This is a genomic window from Pseudonocardia xinjiangensis, assembly GCF_050948425.1.
In the GTDB taxonomy this organism is placed as follows: Bacteria; Actinomycetota; Actinomycetes; order Mycobacteriales; family Pseudonocardiaceae; genus Pseudonocardia; species Pseudonocardia xinjiangensis.
Window position 1 is genome coordinate 710,774 of the sequence record NZ_CP192009.1, and the last position, 17,005, is coordinate 727,778.

Here is a 17,005-nt window from a genome sequence, read left to right on the forward strand (position 1 = left end):
TCAGTAGTTCTTGACCACCGACCGCGGAACGGTCCGCCACCGCCGGGGCGTACCCCGTCGCCGAACTCGATCAGCTCGTCCACCGCGGGCTCCTGCCGTGCGGACGGCACGGCTCTACGCGGCCCGGAGCGGCTTCGGCGACGTTCCGGGCCTTGCACGGGGAGTACACCTTGGCGGGAAGCGTGCACCTCAGACGGAGGCGAGCTCACCCTTGATCATCTGCGCGAGTGCGGCGGGCTGCGACAGGAAGGGGGAGTGGGAGGTGGTGAGCCGCAGCAGCTTCTCGGCGCGCTTCGCGAAGAGCTCCTGTGCGAACGGCGGAAGGGCGTTGTCGGCCTCGCACAGGATGTAGGTGCTCGGAATGCCCTTCCACGCGGCCTCCGTCAGCTCCTGGGTCTTCCCGGCGTAGCGCTGGTAGCCCAGATCTGCGATGGCCTGCTCGGTGAGGGCCGCGTCGACGTCGCCGTAGAACACGTCGGCGGGGTTGTCGACCGTCATGTAGTCCCCGGCGCCCCCGTCGTGCTCGTGCATCACCCACCACGGCGCAGGGCTGCTCCCGACGCTCGAGAGCAGGGACTCACCTGCATCGAGCTGGAACGCCGCCAGGTAGATGATGCGTCGGACATTGCTCGCACCGGCGAGTGCCTGCGTGGTCGGAATGCCGCCGTAGGAATGCGCGAGGACGATCACCGGACCGTCGATCGCATCGACCGCGGCGCGGATGGCGGCGGCGTCGGAGAACATGTCACCGAGCGTGTTCACATCGTCGCCGCAGCTGGTCAGGGAGACGGTGTGGACGTCGACGCCGTCGAGCTCGTCGATCAGGTGCTGCAGGTGCGCGGGCTTGTGCCAGGCGCCGGGGACGAGCAGGAGTGCAGGAAGTGTCATGAAAACCTCTGTTCGGGAACGAACGGATTAACGATGATCAACACAAACGGGCCAGGGCTGAAAACAGGACATAACCGGCGTCATGGAAACCCTGGGCAGTCTGTGGTGATCACGGCGAGCACTGTACATCGACCTTGTTTCGATGAAGTACTAAATCTAAACTCAGATCGGACGCCGACCCAGAGTCCGAGCGAGGCCGGCAGCGCCTCCTGGCGGGTCACGTGAACGCCGCGACGTTGCGCGACGCCCAATCGGCGAAGGTGTGAGGTGCACGACCGAGGAGCCGCTCCACATCCGGGCTGACGCGCTGCTCCGCGGCAGACGGTTCGCCGAGGATGGCGAGGGTGGCCTCCACGACGGGCCCGGGCATGTGATCCAGCATCCGGGCCCGCGCCTCCGCGCGGGTCTGCTCCATGAACCGCACGGGCTCGCCCAGGGCGTCTGCGATCGCCGCGACCTGCTGTCGCGGCGAGATCGGTTCCGGCCCGGTGAGCGTGTAGATCGCGCCGTTGTGGCCGGGTTCGCGCAGGGCGAGGGCGGCCACCTCGGCGATGTCGGCCGGGTCGACGGCGGGCAACGCGACGTCGCCGAACGGCGCCGCGACCACCCGTCGTGCGCGGACCGAGCCGGCCCACTGGAACGTGTTGGAGTCGAAGTTGCCCGGCCGCAGCATCGTCCAGTCCAGACCGGACTGCGTGACGGCGTCCTCCAGCACTGCGGGGTGGCGTCCGGAGCCGACGCCCTGGGAGGACAGCAGCACGACCCGCCGGACGCCGGCCGCCCGCACGGCGGTCATGACGTCACCGAGATCGCCGTTCGTCATGAAGTCGGAGGAGGTCAGGACGAACAACGCGACAGCACCGTCGAGGGCGGGCCCGAGGCTCTCCGGTTCGCTCAGGTCGGCCTGGACGTGCCGGACTCCGGCCGGCACGTCGACCGGCCTTCGGGAAACGGCCGTCACGTCCTCGCCTGCTTCGACGAGTGCCCGCGTGAGCGGCTGCCCGACGTTGCCCGTCGCTCCCGTCACCACGATCATGTCTTTCTCCTGGTCCGCGCTGGTTGAACTGACGCGGCGACGCTACTTTCGATCTGCCAGTAGGTACCCAGAGGAAAGTGGGCGTGAAGTGATCGAAACCACATCGGCCGTCGCTCCGGAGCAGGCCTGCCCGATCGCCCCCGTGGTGGACATCGTCTTCAGCCGCTGGACCACCCCGATCCTGTGGACGCTCCACGAGTACGGGCGGCAACGGTTCGGGGAGCTCGAACGCCGCATCACCACGATCACGCCCAAGGTCTTGACGCAGCGGCTCCGGCAGCTGGAACGCGACGGGCTCGTCGTGCGCACCCACCACCCCGAGATCCCACCCCGGGTGGAGTACGAGATCACCGAGCTCGGGCGCAGCCTCGCGCCCCTGTTCGCCACGCTCGCCGAATGGTCGGTCAACCTGGCCGAGGTCGACCGGGCACGCCTGGACTACGACGCACGGCAACAGGCTCACAACCGTCGAAGCTGAGCGGCTGTGGATCGAGCGACTCCGATCGACCTGGAGAAGGGGGTTCCCTTTCGTCCATGACCGGAGCGCTGGGCGTTGGCAGGATTGCGCCCCATGCGGACTCATGAGGAAGGCGGACCGGCCGATCTGGAGGAGCGGGGGTGGCAGGCGCTGGCCATCGAGGGGGCGGGCGCCGGGTTCTATCGCGAGGTGCTCGACGACACGGTGGTGATGCTGCTGCCCGGCGGCCTCGTGCTCGACGATCGGGCCGCGATCATCGAGGCGATGAGCGGGCCGCCGTGGTCGACGTACCGAATCGAACGGCTGACCGAGCACCATCCGACAACGGACACCGGGCTCGTCACCTACGAGGTGGTGGCCCGGCGCGGGCACGGGCCCGAGTACGCGGCGCTGATCGGCAGCCTTTATGTCCGGCGCCCCTCGGGGTGGCGGTTGACGTTCCACCAGCAGACCCCGAGCGGCACTGCGTAGCCGACCCCGGGGAGACGGCGCAGCGTTCGCATGGGGATCAGGTCGATGTCGCACCGCGCTGCCGGACGAGCGGCAGATACACCTCGTCGACGATCTCGACGAGGACGTCGTCGGGGACGGTCGGCACTCCGCGCACAACGAACTCGTTGCGGAGCAGGACGATGGCGACGGTGGCGACCCGAGGGTGAAGTGCCTCCGGGGAGATCTCGCCACGTGCCACCGCGCGGCCCAGGACGGTCAGCCAGGGGGCGGCCAGTGCGTCGGCGGACTGTTCTGCCAGCCGGGTGAGGAGCCCCGAAGCGCCACCGGCCGCGGAGACCAGCTCCCGGAGGATCATGCCGAGCGGGGAGCTCCAATGACGGTTCGCACCGCGTAGGAGTTCGAGGGCATCCGCGCGCAGGTGGCCGGTGTCCGGGAGGGGGACCGTCGTGGTCAGCTGCTTGTAGGCGGCGACGCCCAGCGCGAGACGGTCCGGCCAGCGGCGGTAGATCGCGTTCTTGTTGGTGCCCGCTCTCCTGGCGACCCGGTCCATGGTGAGCCCGGCGTATCCGTGCTCGGTGATCTCGTCGACCGCGGCACGAAGGATCGCTTGCTCCAGCGCCGCCCCCCGGCGCCGCGTCTGTCCACCCCGGACCTGCTCGGCCGGGTCGTCCGTCATGGTCGTCCTCGCATCCGGTTCCGCTCGTTCCCCCCAGTATCGACGGGATGGCTCCGCGGCGGCAAGATAGGGTACGTTGAGTACCCAATCGGCAGGAGAGGTGGCCATGCGCGCCAAGGGCATCAGCTACAGCACCGGGTTCGTCCTTCGGGGTGTGAACTCCCGTGTGTCCTTCGACCCGGCACTGATCGAGCGTGAGCTGCGCGTCATCCACGACGATCTGCACTGCACCGCGGTCCGCGTGATCGGCGGCGATCCGGAGCGGATCGAGACGGCAGCGAGGATCGCCATCGACCTTGGCCTGGAGGTGTGGTTCTCCCCGTACCCTCTGGAGCTGAGCACCGAAGAGATGTTGTCGCTGTTCGCCGACTGCGCCGAGAGGGCGGAGCGGCTTCGGCGGCAGGGCGGCGAGGTCGTGTTCGTCACCGGCGCCGAGCTGAGCTTGATGAACCCCGGATTCCTGCCCGGCGACAGCACCGACGAGCGGGTGGCGCTCCTGACCCGATCGGACCGGGCGCGCGAGGCGATCGGGCAGGTCGGCGCCCGCGTCAACGACTTCCTCGGCGCCGCCGTCGCTGTGGTCCGCGAACGGTTCGGAGGCAAGATCACATACGCCTCGGTGCCGCTCGACCGCGTCGACTGGACGCCCTTCGACTTCGTGTCGGTCGACCTCTACCGCTCGAAGGAGATCGAGGACCAGTTCGTCGACGGGGTGCGGGACCTGGTCGCGCTGGGCAAGCCGGTCGCGGTCACCGAGTTCGGTGCCGCCGGCTACCGCGGCGCGGGCGACCGGGGCGCGCGCGGACTGGAGATCGTCGAGTACGACAAGGAGACGGGATGGCCGGTCCGACTGAACGGTGACTACGCCCGGGACGAAGCCGGCCAGGCCTCCTACGTGCGTGAGCTGCTGGAGGTCTTCGATGCCGAAGGCGTCGACAGCGCTTTCGTGTTCATCTTCGCGCTCGACGACTTCCCGCACTGTCCCGACGGAACGCCGAGCGAGGACCTCGACCTTGCCAGCTACGGCATCGTCAAGGTCCTCGAGGACCGCTACGGAGACACCTACCCCGACATGCCATGGGAACCGAAGCTCGCCTTCAGCGCGATCGCCGACTTCTACCGATGACGAACTCGGCACTCTCGCCGGCCGGACGGCGATCCACGGTCCCTCCGGCGGCCGTCAGCTGAGCTGCTCGGCCAGTCCGACGACGATGCCCTCGGGGCCACGGACGTAGCAGAGCCGATAGCTGTTCTGGAACTGCGCCACCTCGCCGACGAGTTCGGCGCCGTGGGTGCGCAGGCGGGCGAGGACGTCCTCGATGTCGTCGACGGCGAACATGATGCGGCGAATGCCCAGCGTGTTCGCCGGTGCATCCTTCGGCTCGGAGCTGATCGCCTTCGGCGTGTGGAACATCGCCAGCTCGATCCGGCCGTGGCCGTCGGGGGTCCGCAGCATCGCGATGTCCTGCCGGACGTCGTCGACCGCGATGACACGCTCCACCCAAGGGCCCTCGATCGGCCCCTTGCCCTCCAGCTCCATGCCGAGCTCGACGAAGAACGAGATGACGGCGTCGAGGTCGTCGACGACGATGAGAACGTTGTCCATGCGCTGGATCGCCATGCCAGGTCTCCTCGGTGTTGTACGGCCACGATGGCCGCATCCGCCACTGGGACGGAGCCGCCCGTCCGGTCTCGACACGAGATCGCCCCGCCTGCCGGCGTGAACCGTGTCCGTGGCGCGTGCCGGAAAGCGTGGAGGGTTGGTGTTCGGTCCCGGGCTGGACGGCGGCGAATTCGGCACGTGGCCACGACAGTGAGTGGCTACCGCCTGGAGCGGAGCTACGCGCGTTGATCGAGCACGGACGGATCTTCCGGGAAACCTGGCCGGGACCGCGCTATCGCGGGTCGGTCAGGAAGATGTCCGCCAGGGTGGGGTTGTAGGCGTGCACGAGGATGCCGAAAATGATGGCGTCGAAGGTCAGATGGACGGTGACCACGTAGGGCAATGATCGGGTGCGCTGGAAGATGTAGCCCTGCAGCAGGGCGAAAGGCGCCGTGAGCAGCGGACCCCAGCCGCGGTAGCCCAGCTCCCAGAGGAACGAGACGAACACCACGGATTGCAGGAGGTTCGCCTGCCAGAATGGGAAGTGGTGGCGGAGCAGGGCGAAGACGATGCAGATGAAGAACAGCTCGTCCCACAGCCCGACGGCGTTCACCCCGATGAACAGCCGGATGATCTCGTTGGCGCCGGCGATGTCCGGCCAGTTCCGGTAGGCGCCCGAGCCCAGGAAGTACACCGGCAGGATGAGGTAGCCCCCGACAACTACCAGGGCCAGGTAGCCGAACTCGAACCGGCTCCACCGGTTCCCGGTTCCGACCGGGAACGTGATGATGTCCTCCCCGTACCACCACCGGGAGAGGGCGTATGGCAGGGCGACGGCCGCCGACAGGGTGATCGCGAACCGGACCATCGCGGCGTTGCTCAGGTCCGCCTCCAGCGACATCGTGCTGATGACGACCAGGCCGGCGGCGATGAAGATCAGGTGCCGCAACAGCATGCGGTCCACCACCGCCGCGACGACCAGACCGGCGACGATCAGCGCGTACCCGACCAGCCGCTCCTGCAGGCCGAACAGCGCGACTGCGGACACCACCACGAGTGTCGCGGCCAGCAGCTGGGTCCACGGGGGGCGCGCGAGGGACCGGCCCTCGTGGCGGTCGGGAGTCGTCGCACCGTGGCTCACCTCGCCAGCATGGCCGGACCGTGCAGATGCGACAAACTTCGCCACATCTGCCGGCTGCGTGTCGACGCAACTGGTAGGCGGCCGTCGGCCTGACTTCGCCCTTGACCTCGCGCAGTCGGTCGCCAGACCGATTGCGGGTGAAGCCTGCTCTCTCAGGGGCGGCTCGGGATGGGGCGTTGTCGGCGTGGGTCCACACGGATAGCCGCATCTGGCCGGCCACGGCCGGACAGCACCGGGCAGAACAAGCTCGGCCCCCCACCTGTTTGGGCAGGTAAGGGGCCGATTCTTGCTGCTAGCGCGTGGTGCCCCCGGCAGGATTCGAACCTGCGACACACGGTTTAGGAAACCGATGCTCTATCCCCTGAGCTACGAGGGCGTACCCCGCTGATCCTAGCTGCGCAGCGGGGGGTGTGGCCCCTCGGCCCGGGTGCTGTGGGGGTGCCGGCCGCAGGCTGGTCCTGCGGAGTCCGACACCCCGCCCGCGGCGGTGGGATGATCGCAGGTGTGGCTGCTGGGACAGGCGGCACGGGAAGGTCGGAACGCACGTGGATGTGAAGACGCTCGCCGAGGTCGCGCCCCGCGACCGGTTCACCCGGGTCTGCGCGCTGACGGGAGCGGGGATCAGCGTGGCCGCAGGCCTGGGCACGTTCCGTGGGCCGGACGGCCTCTGGCGGCTGTCGCCGGAGATGGAACGCGCGATGCACGTCCAGCTGCTGCCCGGCAACGTCGACGCCCTGTGGTCGGTCTGGGGTGGCATGTACGAGAAGGCCAGCCGCTCCGGGCCCACGGTGGCCCACCGGGCACTCGCGGACGCGGGGGCGTCGGTGATCACCCAGAACGTCGACGAGCTGCACCAGCAGGCCGGGTCGAGGAACGTCGTGGAGATCCACGGTTCGGCGGGTCGCGCGCGGTGCCTCGACGAGGCGTTCTGCGGCTGGACGGGCCGGGCGGACGAGGTGGTGCGGACCGATCCGCCGCAGTGCCCGCAGTGCGGGGAGCCGGCTCGTCCGGCCGTGGTCCTGTTCGGTGAGATGCTCGACCCGGACGACCTGAGCACCGCCCGGGATCTCGCGGCGGAGTGCGACCTCTTCCTCGCCGTGGGCACCTCGGGCCGGGTCGCCCCGGCGTCCTGGCTCGCTCCCACCGCCCGGGCGGCCGGCGCCTACTGCGTGAACGTCGACCTGTACCCCGACGGCGAGCTCGACCCGGCGTTCCACGTCCGCGTGGTGGGTGACGCGCAGGACGTGCTCACGGACTGGGTGCGCTGACCGTCGACGGGGTGCGGGTGGCGAGGAAGCCCGCCAGCCCGTCCAGGTAGAGCGTGAGGCCGAAGTCGAAGTCGGCGTCCGTGTCCTGCTCCTCGAGCAGGGAGTCGACGTCGAACACCCCGGCCGCCAGCACCCTGCCGAGTGCCGGCATCCGGCGGGGGTCCACCACGCGCGTGAGGACGGCGGCGTACTGGCGGCTGAACGCGTCCGGGTTCTTCGCATGTCCCGCGGCCAGTGCCGAGCTGAGCCGGACCTGACCGTGCACATAGGTCAGCAGGCCCATCACGACGCCGACCTTCTCGTACTCCTCGAGCGCGGTGCGGGACAGGGCGGCGAGTGCGCACTCGAACCACGCGAGGTTCTGCGGCCCGACGGGCGGCCCGCCCAGCGGTAGCTGGGCGTACCACGGGTGCTGCTTGATCGCGGCCAGCACACCATGGGTCCAGAGCGTCAGCCCCGACCGCCAGTCCGTGTCGCCGGGTAGGTCCGGCGGCTCCTCCAGGGCGGCGTCGAGCATCAGGAGGAGCAGCTCGTCCTTGCTCTTCACGTGGCGGTAGAGCGCCATCGTGGAGTTGCCGAGCTGGGCGGCGACCCGGGACATCGACACCGCCGCGAGCCCTTCGGCGTCGGCGAGCTCGATGGCCGCACGGGTGATGTCCCCGGCGGTGAGGGACGGCTTGGGCCCCTTCCGCGGCGCCTCCCGCAGGCCCCACAGCAGGGCGACCTCGTCCGGCAGGTCCGTCTGGTCGGCCATCCGCGCCCTCTCGTCGTCGACGGGCACCAGTCTAGGAAGGGGGCTTCCACGCCCTACTGCGTATCAGCTACGCTTTTGAGCGTATCTCATACGCAGTAGGGGAGAGGCGAATGATCGTCGAGGCATCGGGCCTGCGCAAGGCCTACGGATCGACCGTGGTCCTGGACGGGGTGGACCTGCAGGTCGAGGAGGGGTCGGTACTCGCCCTGCTGGGACCCAACGGGGCGGGGAAGACGACCACCGTCCGCATCCTCACCACGCTGTCCCGGGCGGACGGCGGCCGCGCGACGGTCGCGGGGTACGACGTCCTCCGCGAGCCGGCGAAGGTGCGCGCGGCGATCAGCCTGACCGGCCAGTACGCCGCGGTCGACGTCGAGCAGACGGGCCGCGAGAACCTCGTCATGGTCGGCCGGCTGATGCACCTGGGCCGGGTCGGCGCGCGCAGGCGGGCGCTGGAGCTGCTGGAGCGGTTCGACCTGGTCGAGGCGATGGACCGGCGGGTGAAGGCCTACTCCGGCGGGATGCGCCGCCGGCTCGACCTGGCGATGAGCCTGGTTGCTGCGCCGCGGGTGATCTTCCTCGACGAGCCGACCACGGGCCTCGACCCCGCCAGCCGCGCCACGATGTGGGCGGCGATCACCGAGCTGGTGCGGGGCGGGACGACGATCGTCCTCACCACCCAGTACCTGGAGGAGGCCGACCGGCTCGCCGACCGGATCGTGCTGCTCGACCACGGGCGGATCGCCGCGTCGGGCACGGCGGACGAGCTGAAGGCGCAGGTCGGCGGGGAGCGGCTGGACCTGCAGTTCGCCGACCCCGTCGAGCTCGCCCGCGCGGCCGGTCTGCTCCCGGGGCGTGGCTGCGTGGCCGATCCGGGGCGGCTCGTGCTCGGCGTCGCGTCCGACGGGAGCGCGGACCACCTGCACCAGGTGCTCGACCACCTGCGGAGTGCGGGGGTCCGGGTCGCGCGGGTGACGTCGCACCGCCCGACGCTCGACGACGTGTTCCTCACCGTGACCGCCCCGACCGGTGGGCGCGTCCCCGCCGCCGTCCCCGCATGACCGTCATCGACCCCGACCGGAGGACCACCATGACCACCGCAACAGCCACCGGGGAGCGCACCCACGGCGGCCTCGGGAACGCCGCGGGCGACGCTCTGACCATGATCGGGCGCAGCGTCCGCCTGTCGCGGCGCAACCTCGACACGCTCTTCATGTCGATCGTCCTGCCGCTGCTGATGATGGTTCTGTTCGTCTACGTGTTCGGCGGTGCGATCGACACCGGGACGGCCTACATCACCTACGTGGTGCCCGGGATCATCCTGCTCTGCACGGGCTACGGGGCGTCGTCCACGGCGATGTCCGTGGCCGCCGACATGACCAGCGGCATGATCGACCGGCTGCGGTCGCTGCCGATCCGCAGCTCCGCGGTCCTCACCGGGCACGTCACGGCCAGCGTCGCGCGCAACGCGCTCTCCACCACGATCGTCGTGCTGGCCGCGGTGGCCATGGGCTTCCGCCCGACCGCCTCCCTCGGGGCCTGGGTGCTCGTCGCCGGGCTGGTGCTGCTCTACGTGCTCGCGCTGTCCTGGCTCGCGGCGGGGCTCGGAGTCATCGCGAAGAGTGTGGAGTCGGCGAGCGTGCTCGGATTCGTGATGCTGTTCCTGCCCTACCTCAGCAGCGCGTTCGTGCCCACCGACACCATGCCCTCGGTCCTGCAGGGGATCAGCGAGCACCAGCCGATCACCCCCGTCATCGAGACGGTGCGCGGCCTGCTCACGGGTACGCCGGTCGGCGACCGGGGCTGGGTGGCACTGGCCTGGACGGTGGGGATCCTGGTGGTCGCGTTCGCCGGCTCGACCTGGCTCTACCGCCGTCGCAACCGCGCCTGACGCCAGGCCCGCGGAGCGTGCCGAGACCCGGCTCCCGATGCCGGATATGCGGCGAGAGCAGCGCAAATAGCGGCGACGAAGATCGTGCTAGCGTCGCTGGATGGTGCAACCGCTGTCGTACCACATGCACGGCAGCGGCCCAGGAATCGTCCTCGTGCCCGGTATCGGCACTACGGGGGTTGACTCCTGGGGACCGGTGCCCAGAGATCTCGCCGACAGCCACACGGTGGTGGTCCCGGATCTGCCGGGTTCGGGCGAGAGCCCCCTCCCGGACGGCCCGCTGGAACTTGACACCGTCGCCGACCAGGTGGTCGCCACCGCCCAGGACGCAGGGTTGGAGCGGTTCACGCTCGCCGCGGTCCTTCTCGGGCCGGGTATCGCGCTGAGAGTGACCACCCGTCACCCCGCCCGCGTGTCGCGGCTGGCGTTGCTCGCCGGGTTCGCCCGGCCGCGGCCCAGCCTGCGCCTGTGGTTCGAGATCTGGGCCGCCCTCTCCGGCGACGACGAGGCGGTGAGCAAGCTGATGGTCCTGCTGAGCCTTTCGGACGGGTCGCTCGCCGCGTCGAGCGACGAGCAGATCGACCTGTTGGTCGAGCAGATCACGAGAGGCAGGCAGCCCGGTGCCGCCGCCCAGCTCGATCTCGCCACGCGGCTGGATGTCCGGGCGGACCTGGCGAAGATCGGGGTGCCGACTCTCGTGATGACGGGCACCGGCGACGGTTTCGTCGCGCCTGCCCATTCCCACGAGATCGCCGACGGAGTTCCCGGTGCTCGGCTCGTCGAGATCGCCGGCGGGCACGGCTTCTGGATGGAGAACCCGGACACGGTCGCCGTTCTCCGTGAGTTCCTCGGTGACTGACCACGGGGCCCATAGCCACCCCGACTGCGGAAAACACATGGTGCTCTGCACAAGTACCTCTCAGGCGCGTCTCAGACGCGCAGGTCACACTAGGTGTCATGCGCATCCTTGTTGTCGACGACGACCGGGCCGTCCGCGACTCGTTGCGCCGTTCGCTCGCGTTCAACGGCTATCAGGTCGAACTCGCGAATGACGGGCAGGCCGCACTCGATGCCGTACTCACGCAGCGGCCGGACGCGATGGTGCTCGACGTGATGATGCCGCGCGTCGACGGCCTGGAGGTGTGCAGGCGGCTGCGCAGTGGTGGCGACGACCTGCCGATCCTCGTGCTCACCGCCCGCGACGCCGTGTCCGACCGGGTGGCCGGCCTCGACGCGGGCGCCGACGACTACCTGCCCAAGCCGTTCGCCCTGGAGGAGCTGCTCGCGCGGTTGCGGGCGTTGCTGCGCCGCCGGACGCCCGACGAGAACGACGGGATGGACGGTCCGAGCAGGTCGCTGCAGTTCGGCGACCTGACCCTCGACCCCGACACCCGCGAGATCCGGCGGGGGGACCGGCCGATCAGCCTCACCCGCACCGAGTTCTCGCTGCTGGAGCTGCTGCTCGCCCACCCCCGCCGGGTGCTCACCCGCGCCCAGATCCTCGAGCAGGTGTGGGGCTACGACTTCCCGACCACCGGCAACGCGCTCGAGGTGTACATCGGTTACCTGCGCCGCAAGACCGAGGCGGACGGGGAGTCCCGGTTGATCCACACCGTGCGGGGGGTCGGGTACGTCCTGCGTGACACGCCGCCGTGAGCGAGCGGGCGAGATGGCGCATCGACGCCGGCCGCCACCGGGTGGGGTCGCGCATCGCCGCGCTGCGTGAGCGCCTCGGCATCGTCGGCCGGGGTGTGAACGCTCCGGACGGGGCCGAGGGCCCGTCCCCGCAGACCGAGGCCGACCAGACGAGCCCGGGCATCCGGCCGGCGCGACCGGCGCGACAGGGCCGCCCGGACGGTTCCACACCACGCATCGAGGCACTCGACCACGTCTCGCTGCGCGCCCGGATCGGGATCATGGCCGCGTTGGTGGCCGCGCTCGCCGTGGTGCTGGTGTCGGTCGCGGCGTTCGTGACCGTGCGCGTCAACATCCTGGAGACACTCGACGCCAACCTGCTGCAACGGGCGTCCGCCGCCGCCCAGAGCGAGCTGGCCGACCCGCGGCAGCTGGCCACCATCCCCACCGAGGTGCTCGGCGCGGGTGACATCCGGCTCGCCCTCCTCCTGGCGGACGGCCGGGCGAGCTCTGCTGAGGGCCAGGCGTCGGCGCCCCCGCTCGGAGTCGACGAGCTGGCGGTGGCCCAGGGCCTCGAGACGTCGTCCACCCGCACCGCGTCCGAGGACGGCGTCCAGTACCGCGTGGTGGCCGTCCAGGCCGGCGCCGACCAGGCTCTGGTGATCGCGCAGCGGCTCGACTCCACCCAGCAGGTGCTCACCAAGCTGGGGGTCGCCCTGCCGATCGTCGGGGGGATCGGGGTGGTGCTCGCCGCGCTCGCTGGCGTCGTCATCGCGAGGGCGGGGCTGCGTCCGGTGGACCGGCTCACCGCCGCCACCGAGCGGGTCGCCGCCACGGGGGAGCTGCGGCCGATCCCCGTCGACGGGTCGGACGAGCTCGCGCGGCTCACCCGCAGCTTCAACGACATGCTGGGCGCGCTCGCCGCGTCCCAGGAGCAGCAGCGGCGCCTCGTCGCCGACGCCGGACACGAGCTGCGCACCCCGCTGACGTCCATGCGCACCAACCTGGAGCTGCTCGCGGCGGCCAGCAGGCCCGGGGCGCCGACACTGCCGGACTCCGACCGCGCCGAGATCCTCGACGACGTGCAGGCCCAGGTGGCGGAGCTGTCGACGCTGGTCGGGGACCTCGTCGAGCTGGCGCGCGACGATGTGCCGCTCGTGGTGCACGAACCGCTGGAGCTGACCGACGTGGTTCTGCGCGCCCTCGAACGGGCCAGACGGCGGGCGGGCGACGTGGAGTTCGTGCCGACGCTCGTGCCGTGGACGCTCATGGGTGACTCGACCGCCCTGGAGCGCGCCGTGCTCAACCTGCTCGACAACGCGGCGAAGTGGAGCCCGGCCGGGGGCCAGGTCCGGGTACAGGTGCGTCCCGTGGACGAGTGGTCGGTCGTGCTCGAGGTGGCCGACGCCGGGCCCGGGATCGCCGAGGAGGACCTGCCCCGGGTGTTCGACCGGTTCTACCGCTCCGCCACGTCCCGGACCATGCCCGGCTCGGGGCTCGGGCTGGCCATCGTCCGGCAGGTGGCGGTGCGCCACGGCGGCGCCGTGTGGGCGGGCCGGGCCCCGGAGGGTGGCGCGTTGCTCGCCATGCGGCTGCCCGGTCGCCAACCACGCTTCTGAACAGGTCGTCGCGAATCGCTCCGACTAGGCTCACCGGACTGAATCCCGGCGAATTCGGACACGGTGGATGGCATGGCGAACGAGACCCCTGACGACCCCGACGCGACGCCGACCGGCCCGAACCCGCGAGTGACGCCGGACGGGGCAGGCGGTTACGGGGCCGGGCCCTCCTACCCGGCCGGCCCACCTCCCGGTCCGTACGGCACCGCCGGCTACCCCCTCGGCAGCCCGGGGTACGGGCCGCCGCCGCCCCCGGCGGCATCCGGCAGGCGGCGGTCGGCCCGGCTCGCGGCGCTCGGTCTGGTCGGCGCGGTACTGGCCGGCGGCATCGGCGGCGCTGTCGGCTACTCGCTCGCCGAGAGCAGGAGCACCGGCGGTTCCACCGGCGTGCTCGGCGTTCCGCTCCCGTCGGTCGAGGAGGCCGCGCTGCCGGCCGGCGCGGTGGAGGCGGTCGCCGAGCGCGTGCTGCCCGGGGTGGTGCAGCTGCGGGTCGAGGGGTCGGGCTCGGCGGGGGAGGGGTCGGCGCTGGTGCTGAGCACCGACGGTCTCCTGCTCACCAACAACCACGTGGTCGAGGCGGCGGCGAACCGCGGCCGGGTCACCGCGGTGTTCCAGAACGGCGACACCGCCCCGGCGGCCATCGTCGGGCGCGACCCCAGCTCGGACCTCGCCGTCATCCGGGCGCAGGGCGTGTCCGGGCTGACGGCCCTCGAGCTCGGCAACTCCGACGCGGTACGCGTCGGTCAGCAGGTGGTCGCGTTCGGCTCGCCGCTGGGCCTCGGGGGCACGGTCACCACCGGCATCATCAGCGCGCTCAACCGTCCGGTCAGCGTGGGAGGTGACCAGGAGGCCAGCGAGGCGACCGTGCTCAACGCGTTGCAGACCGACGCCGCGATCAACCCGGGCAACTCGGGCGGCCCGCTCGTGGACATGGAGGGCCGGGTCATCGGGATCAACTCGGCGATCGCCACCACGGGGCAGCAGGGCGGTTCGATCGGTGTGGGCTTCGCGGTCCCGATCAACCAGGCCAAGCGGGTGGCAGAGGAGCTCGAACGCACCGGCAAGGCATCCCGGGCGGTCCTGGGGGTCACCGTCGGGAACGACCCGCAGGTCTCGGGAGCGCGGATCCAGGGCGTCACACCGGGCAGTGCGGCCGAGGCCGCCGGGATCAAGGCCGGGGACCTCGTCATCGCGTTCGACGGCCAGCGCATTCTCGCGGGCGACGGCCTGCAGGCGGCGGTGCGGTCCAGGGCACCCGGCGAGGTCGTCGACATCCAGCTCGCCGACCGGTCGGTTTCGGTGACGTTGGGCGCGGCGTCCTGACAGTGACCGCTCATGTGCTCCCAGTGGTTGACGAGAACGGTCTGAAGATGATTCCGTTTCGGACGTCCCGCCTGCGGTGCCCCGTGGGTAGGGACTGATGGATCGCGTCGGCGCCGGCACCCCCTCCCAGCGCCGGCGCGATTCACGACCAGCCCGCCAGCTCCGCGAAGGTGCGCTGCCCGCGGTAGAGCATGGTCAGCCGCAGCCCCGCGCGGCGGGCGATGCCGGGGAGCGCCGCCACGCCGGCGGCAGCCCACGGGAACGGGTTGCTCAGCTCCATCCGGCCCGCGCCGTGGTCCCAGCGCAGCCGCGCCAGCCCCTGCCACAGTCCGGGCTCGGTGGCATCGAGCTCCACGAGCACGGTGCCGGCCGGGCCGATCAGCGCGGCGGTCCGCCGCAGCAGGGCCACCGGGTCGCCGCCGATGCCGAGGTTGCCGTCCGCCAGCAGGACGTGCGACCAGGTTCCCTCCCCGGGCAGCGGATCGAACAGGTCGGCGTGCAGCACCTCGGCCCCGCGGCGATGGCACTGGGCCACCGCCTCCGCCGCCACGTCGACGCCGAGCGCGGGAATGCCCCGGGCGGCCAGACCCTCGATCAGCCGGCCCGGGCCGCACCCCAGGTCGAGCGTGGGCCCGTGGCAGCGTCCGAGCAGCCAGCTGTCCTCGCCCGCCGCGGTGCTCCGCCAGCGATCGGTGTCGAGCGGCGCGCTGCCACCGTCGCTGCGCAGCAGCTCGACCCCGGGTCTGGCGAGTGCAGGCGCGAACACCGCGGTCGTCATGCCGGGCGCCGCTCTGCCGGCCCGGCCGACGACCCGCGGGCCAGCAGGCCGGGCGGCAGCCCCGTGACGGCGGCGGCGAAACGGGTGCCCGGGGCCGCCGCGGCCACCGCGAGGGCGTCCGTTGCGGTGTCGACGTCGGACAGCTCGGGGAGCAGCGAGACGGTGAGGCCGGCGCTGCGCAACGCCGTACCGGTGCGTTCGCCGGTGTCGGCGCGCGAGGTCGGCACCGCGGCCACGAGCGCGGCATCCGCGGGCCTGCGCAGGCCGAGCCCCCACCAGCCGCCGTCGACCGCGGGGCCGAGCACCGCGTCCACCCCGGGCCGGGCCAGTGCGGCCGCCGCGGCCGCGAGCCGCGCAGCGTCGAGCTGCGGGGTGTCCATCCCGATCTGGAGCGTGGGATGCCCGGGGAACAGCGCAGCGGCATCGCAGTGGGCGGCCGCGATCCGTTCGCCGAGCCCGTCGCCGCGCTGCGGGAGCACGGCGACCTCTCGGAGTGCCGCGGCCAGTTCGGTGCCCCGCGCGGCCCGGTGCAGCAGGCCGGTGAGCACGACGACCGGCCGGGCGCCGGGCACGGTCGCCGCGGCCGTGATGGTGTCGAGCAGCGCGGCAGCGGCCAGCTCCGCGGCCTGCTCCGGACACAGTGGCGGGCAGAGCCGCGTCTTCACCCGGCCCGGCTCGGGAGCCTTGGCGAGCACCAGGATCGCGGTCATCGCAGCACCGACGCCATGTCCCGGGCGGCCCGGAGGGTGCCCCGCACCGAACCCGACACCTTCGACCGGCCGCCGGTGCGCGGCCGGTAGCCGACGTCGACCTCGGTGAGCCGCCAGCCGGCCGCGCCCGCCCTCAGCAGGAGCTCGAGGGGATAGCCGAACGCACGGTCGGCGATACCCAGATCCAGCAGGGCGGTGCGGCGCGCCACCCGGATCGGGGCGATGTCGTGCACGGGGACGCCCCGGCGGCGCAGCAGCGCGGCGATCACGACGTTCCCGGCGCGCGCGTGCCACGGCCAGGCGCCCCGGCCGACGGGCACCCGGCGCCCGACCACGAGGTCAGCGCCCGGTCCGTCCACGTCGAGCAGCGCGACCATCGCGGGGAGCGCACCGGGATCGAGGGAGCCGTCCGCGTCGAGGAACGCGACGACGTCCGCAGTGGCCCCCACGAGTCCGGTGTGGACGGCCGCGCCGTACCCGCGGCGCGGCTCATGGAGCACGGTGGCGCCCAAGGCCGCCGCGACCTGCGGCGTTCCGTCGGTGGACCCGTTGTCCACCACGATCGGGTGGAAGCCCTCCGGCAGCGCGGCGAGCACGCCGGGGAGCGCCTGTGCCTCATCGAGGCACGGGAGGATGACATCGACCGGACGAGGCATGCCGTCGACGGTAGGGAGAGCCGGTCGGTCACGCGGGTCGTTCACGCTTACCGATCGGTGACGTCGTCGTCACCGCCGCCTGTGCAGGATCTGCGC

The 17,005-nt window shown here is 71.5% G+C and carries 19 protein-coding genes and 1 tRNA gene; 10 read left to right on the forward strand and 10 right to left on the reverse strand.

Features of this window, described 5'->3' with window-relative positions:
- Nucleotides 1-189: 189 nt before the first annotated feature.
- The gene (locus ACQPZA_RS03495; protein WP_433278322.1) at nt 190-888 is read right to left on the reverse strand and encodes an alpha/beta hydrolase; all 699 of its coding nucleotides are present in this window, start codon (nt 886-888) and stop codon (nt 190-192) included.
- 217 nt (nt 889-1,105) lie between these two features.
- The gene (locus ACQPZA_RS03500) at nt 1,106-1,924 is read right to left on the reverse strand and encodes an NAD(P)H-binding protein (protein WP_433278324.1); all 819 of its coding nucleotides are present in this window, start codon (nt 1,922-1,924) and stop codon (nt 1,106-1,108) included.
- 88 nt (nt 1,925-2,012) lie between these two features.
- Here ACQPZA_RS03500 and ACQPZA_RS03505 point away from each other — a divergent pair, with 88 nt between their 5' ends.
- The gene (locus ACQPZA_RS03505) at nt 2,013-2,402 is read left to right on the forward strand and encodes a winged helix-turn-helix transcriptional regulator (protein ID WP_433278326.1); all 390 of its coding nucleotides are present in this window, start codon (nt 2,013-2,015) and stop codon (nt 2,400-2,402) included.
- A 93-nt stretch (nt 2,403-2,495) separates the two neighbouring features.
- A complete protein-coding gene (locus ACQPZA_RS03510; RefSeq protein WP_433278328.1) occupies nt 2,496-2,873 on the forward strand; it encodes a DUF4440 domain-containing protein in 378 nt (125 codons plus the stop codon).
- A 37-nt stretch (nt 2,874-2,910) separates the two neighbouring features.
- Here the strand turns inward: ACQPZA_RS03510 and ACQPZA_RS03515 are convergent, their stop codons facing one another.
- Complete coding sequence (locus tag ACQPZA_RS03515) at nt 2,911-3,531, reverse strand: TetR/AcrR family transcriptional regulator (protein ID WP_433278330.1); 621 nt, start codon at nt 3,529-3,531, stop codon at nt 2,911-2,913.
- A gap of 106 nt (nt 3,532-3,637) precedes the next feature.
- On the opposite strand from ACQPZA_RS03515, the gene ACQPZA_RS03520 reads away from it, so the two are divergent.
- A complete protein-coding gene (locus tag ACQPZA_RS03520; RefSeq protein WP_433282664.1) occupies nt 3,638-4,657 on the forward strand; it encodes a hypothetical protein in 1,020 nt (339 codons plus the stop codon).
- Nucleotides 4,658-4,711: 54 nt separating this feature from the next.
- Here the strand turns inward: ACQPZA_RS03520 and ACQPZA_RS03525 are convergent, their stop codons facing one another.
- From ACQPZA_RS03525 to ACQPZA_RS03535, 3 genes are all read right to left on the reverse strand, one after another.
- The gene (locus ACQPZA_RS03525) at nt 4,712-5,152 is read right to left on the reverse strand and encodes a VOC family protein (protein ID WP_433278332.1); all 441 of its coding nucleotides are present in this window, start codon (nt 5,150-5,152) and stop codon (nt 4,712-4,714) included.
- Between the two features lie 274 nt (nt 5,153-5,426).
- A complete protein-coding gene (locus tag ACQPZA_RS03530) occupies nt 5,427-6,275 on the reverse strand; it encodes a CPBP family intramembrane glutamic endopeptidase (RefSeq protein WP_433278334.1) in 849 nt (282 codons plus the stop codon).
- A 300-nt stretch (nt 6,276-6,575) separates the two neighbouring features.
- Nucleotides 6,576-6,651 (reverse strand) — tRNA-Arg (locus ACQPZA_RS03535).
- Nucleotides 6,652-6,820: 169 nt separating this feature from the next.
- On the opposite strand from ACQPZA_RS03535, the gene ACQPZA_RS03540 reads away from it, so the two are divergent.
- Nucleotides 6,821-7,543, forward strand: a complete 723-nt coding sequence (locus ACQPZA_RS03540; protein WP_433278336.1) for an SIR2 family NAD-dependent protein deacylase — start codon at nt 6,821-6,823, stop codon at nt 7,541-7,543.
- On the opposite strand, the gene ACQPZA_RS03545 is transcribed toward ACQPZA_RS03540, so the two are convergent.
- On the reverse strand, nt 7,524-8,297 hold the full coding sequence (locus tag ACQPZA_RS03545; protein ID WP_433278338.1) for a TetR/AcrR family transcriptional regulator: 774 nt from the start codon (nt 8,295-8,297) through the stop codon (nt 7,524-7,526). The two genes, ACQPZA_RS03540 and ACQPZA_RS03545, sit on opposite strands and share 20 nt — an antisense overlap.
- A 110-nt stretch (nt 8,298-8,407) precedes the next feature.
- On the opposite strand from ACQPZA_RS03545, the gene ACQPZA_RS03550 reads away from it, so the two are divergent.
- From ACQPZA_RS03550 to ACQPZA_RS03575, 6 genes are all read left to right on the forward strand, one after another.
- Entirely contained in the window at nt 8,408-9,358 is a 951-nt protein-coding gene (locus ACQPZA_RS03550; protein WP_433278340.1) for an ATP-binding cassette domain-containing protein, read from the forward strand.
- A gap of 29 nt (nt 9,359-9,387) precedes the next feature.
- On the forward strand, nt 9,388-10,188 hold the full coding sequence (locus ACQPZA_RS03555) for an ABC transporter permease (RefSeq protein ID WP_433278342.1): 801 nt from the start codon (nt 9,388-9,390) through the stop codon (nt 10,186-10,188).
- Nucleotides 10,189-10,288: 100 nt separating this feature from the next.
- A complete protein-coding gene (locus ACQPZA_RS03560) occupies nt 10,289-11,047 on the forward strand; it encodes an alpha/beta fold hydrolase (protein ID WP_433278344.1) in 759 nt (252 codons plus the stop codon).
- Nucleotides 11,048-11,145: 98 nt separating this feature from the next.
- Nucleotides 11,146-11,844: a response regulator transcription factor gene (locus ACQPZA_RS03565; RefSeq protein WP_169396071.1), complete on the forward strand. Its 699-nt coding sequence runs from the start codon at nt 11,146-11,148 to the stop codon at nt 11,842-11,844.
- A 260-nt stretch (nt 11,845-12,104) separates the two neighbouring features.
- The gene (locus ACQPZA_RS03570) at nt 12,105-13,442 is read left to right on the forward strand and encodes a sensor histidine kinase (RefSeq protein ID WP_169396108.1); all 1,338 of its coding nucleotides are present in this window, start codon (nt 12,105-12,107) and stop codon (nt 13,440-13,442) included.
- Between the two features lie 72 nt (nt 13,443-13,514).
- The gene (locus ACQPZA_RS03575) at nt 13,515-14,765 is read left to right on the forward strand and encodes a S1C family serine protease (protein WP_433278347.1); all 1,251 of its coding nucleotides are present in this window, start codon (nt 13,515-13,517) and stop codon (nt 14,763-14,765) included.
- 142 nt (nt 14,766-14,907) lie between these two features.
- Here the strand turns inward: ACQPZA_RS03575 and ACQPZA_RS03580 are convergent, their stop codons facing one another.
- From ACQPZA_RS03580 to ACQPZA_RS03590, 3 genes are read right to left on the reverse strand one after another with little or no spacing between them, the layout of a single operon-like run.
- The gene (locus tag ACQPZA_RS03580; protein ID WP_433278349.1) at nt 14,908-15,543 is read right to left on the reverse strand and encodes a methyltransferase domain-containing protein; all 636 of its coding nucleotides are present in this window, start codon (nt 15,541-15,543) and stop codon (nt 14,908-14,910) included.
- Nucleotides 15,540-16,253 (reverse strand): TIGR04282 family arsenosugar biosynthesis glycosyltransferase, encoded by a 714-nt coding sequence (locus ACQPZA_RS03585; protein WP_433278351.1) that lies wholly within the window; start codon nt 16,251-16,253, stop codon nt 15,540-15,542. The genes ACQPZA_RS03580 and ACQPZA_RS03585 overlap by 4 nt, the downstream gene beginning before the upstream one ends.
- Complete coding sequence (locus ACQPZA_RS03590) at nt 16,250-16,909, reverse strand: glycosyltransferase family 2 protein (RefSeq protein WP_433278353.1); 660 nt, start codon at nt 16,907-16,909, stop codon at nt 16,250-16,252. The genes ACQPZA_RS03585 and ACQPZA_RS03590 overlap by 4 nt, the downstream gene beginning before the upstream one ends.
- Nucleotides 16,910-17,005 lie beyond the last annotated feature (96 nt).

What these genes read in the sequence shown, in the direction of transcription:
- ACQPZA_RS03525 (WP_433278332.1), bottom strand. Translation starts at nt 5,152, where the DNA reads ATGGCGATCCAGCGCATGGACAACGTTCTCATCGTCGTCGACGACCTC.
- ACQPZA_RS03565 (WP_169396071.1), top strand. Translation starts at nt 11,146, where the DNA reads ATGCGCATCCTTGTTGTCGACGACGACCGGGCCGTCCGCGACTCGTTG.
- ACQPZA_RS03570 (WP_169396108.1), top strand. Translation starts at nt 12,105, where the DNA reads ATGGCCGCGTTGGTGGCCGCGCTCGCCGTGGTGCTGGTGTCGGTCGCG.
- ACQPZA_RS03515 (WP_433278330.1), bottom strand. Translation starts at nt 3,531, where the DNA reads ATGACGGACGACCCGGCCGAGCAGGTCCGGGGTGGACAGACGCGGCGC.
- ACQPZA_RS03590 (WP_433278353.1), bottom strand. Translation starts at nt 16,909, where the DNA reads ATGCCTCGTCCGGTCGATGTCATCCTCCCGTGCCTCGATGAGGCACAG.
- ACQPZA_RS03580 (WP_433278349.1), bottom strand. Translation starts at nt 15,543, where the DNA reads ATGACGACCGCGGTGTTCGCGCCTGCACTCGCCAGACCCGGGGTCGAG.
- ACQPZA_RS03510 (WP_433278328.1), top strand. Translation starts at nt 2,496, where the DNA reads ATGCGGACTCATGAGGAAGGCGGACCGGCCGATCTGGAGGAGCGGGGG.
- ACQPZA_RS03500 (WP_433278324.1), bottom strand. Translation starts at nt 1,924, where the DNA reads ATGATCGTGGTGACGGGAGCGACGGGCAACGTCGGGCAGCCGCTCACG.
- ACQPZA_RS03585 (WP_433278351.1), bottom strand. Translation starts at nt 16,253, where the DNA reads ATGACCGCGATCCTGGTGCTCGCCAAGGCTCCCGAGCCGGGCCGGGTG.
- ACQPZA_RS03555 (WP_433278342.1), top strand. Translation starts at nt 9,388, where the DNA reads ATGACCACCGCAACAGCCACCGGGGAGCGCACCCACGGCGGCCTCGGG.
- ACQPZA_RS03520 (WP_433282664.1), top strand. Translation starts at nt 3,638, where the DNA reads ATGCGCGCCAAGGGCATCAGCTACAGCACCGGGTTCGTCCTTCGGGGT.
- ACQPZA_RS03575 (WP_433278347.1), top strand. Translation starts at nt 13,515, where the DNA reads ATGGCGAACGAGACCCCTGACGACCCCGACGCGACGCCGACCGGCCCG.
- ACQPZA_RS03550 (WP_433278340.1), top strand. Translation starts at nt 8,408, where the DNA reads ATGATCGTCGAGGCATCGGGCCTGCGCAAGGCCTACGGATCGACCGTG.
- ACQPZA_RS03560 (WP_433278344.1), top strand. Translation starts at nt 10,289, where the DNA reads ATGGTGCAACCGCTGTCGTACCACATGCACGGCAGCGGCCCAGGAATC.
- ACQPZA_RS03495 (WP_433278322.1), bottom strand. Translation starts at nt 888, where the DNA reads ATGACACTTCCTGCACTCCTGCTCGTCCCCGGCGCCTGGCACAAGCCC.
- ACQPZA_RS03545 (WP_433278338.1), bottom strand. Translation starts at nt 8,297, where the DNA reads ATGGCCGACCAGACGGACCTGCCGGACGAGGTCGCCCTGCTGTGGGGC.